Origin of the sequence: Mesorhizobium sp. M7A.F.Ca.CA.002.05.1.1 (assembly GCF_003998335.1) — a bacterium.
In the GTDB taxonomy this organism is placed as follows: domain Bacteria; phylum Pseudomonadota; class Alphaproteobacteria; order Rhizobiales; family Rhizobiaceae; genus Mesorhizobium.
Map to the genome: position 1 here is coordinate 1 of NZ_RZQI01001688.1, position 386 is coordinate 386.

Annotated in this window: 1 pseudogene; it reads left to right on the top strand. The window is 63.7% G+C overall.

Annotated elements, in window-relative coordinates:
- Window positions 1-384, top strand: a pseudogene (locus EN939_RS37800) (cisplatin damage response ATP-dependent DNA ligase); the annotation flags it as partial.
- Between the last annotated feature and the right edge of the window lie 2 nt (window positions 385-386).

A 386-nucleotide genomic window follows, 5' to 3' on the forward strand; every position in this document is an offset into this window, starting at 1 on the left:
GTGCTGATGTATGCCCAGCGCGGCCACGGCAAACGCTCGAGCTTCTATTCCGACTATACGTTCGGCGTCTGGACAGGTGCCGAAGGGGAAGAGGAACTGGTGCCGGTCGGCAAGGCCTATTTCGGCTTCACCGACGAGGAGTTGAAGCAGATCGACAAATATGTCCGCGACAACACGATCGAGCGTTTCGGGCCGGTGCGCTCGGTGCGGGCTGACCGCGACAACGGCCTTGTGCTGGAAGTCGCCTTCGAAGGGCTGAACCGCTCGACCCGGCACAAATCCGGCGTCGCCATGCGCTTTCCCCGCATTTCGCGGCTGCGCTGGGACAAGCCGGCCAACGAGGCCGACCGCATCGAGACGCTACAGGCGCTGCTCGGCCGCTAGAC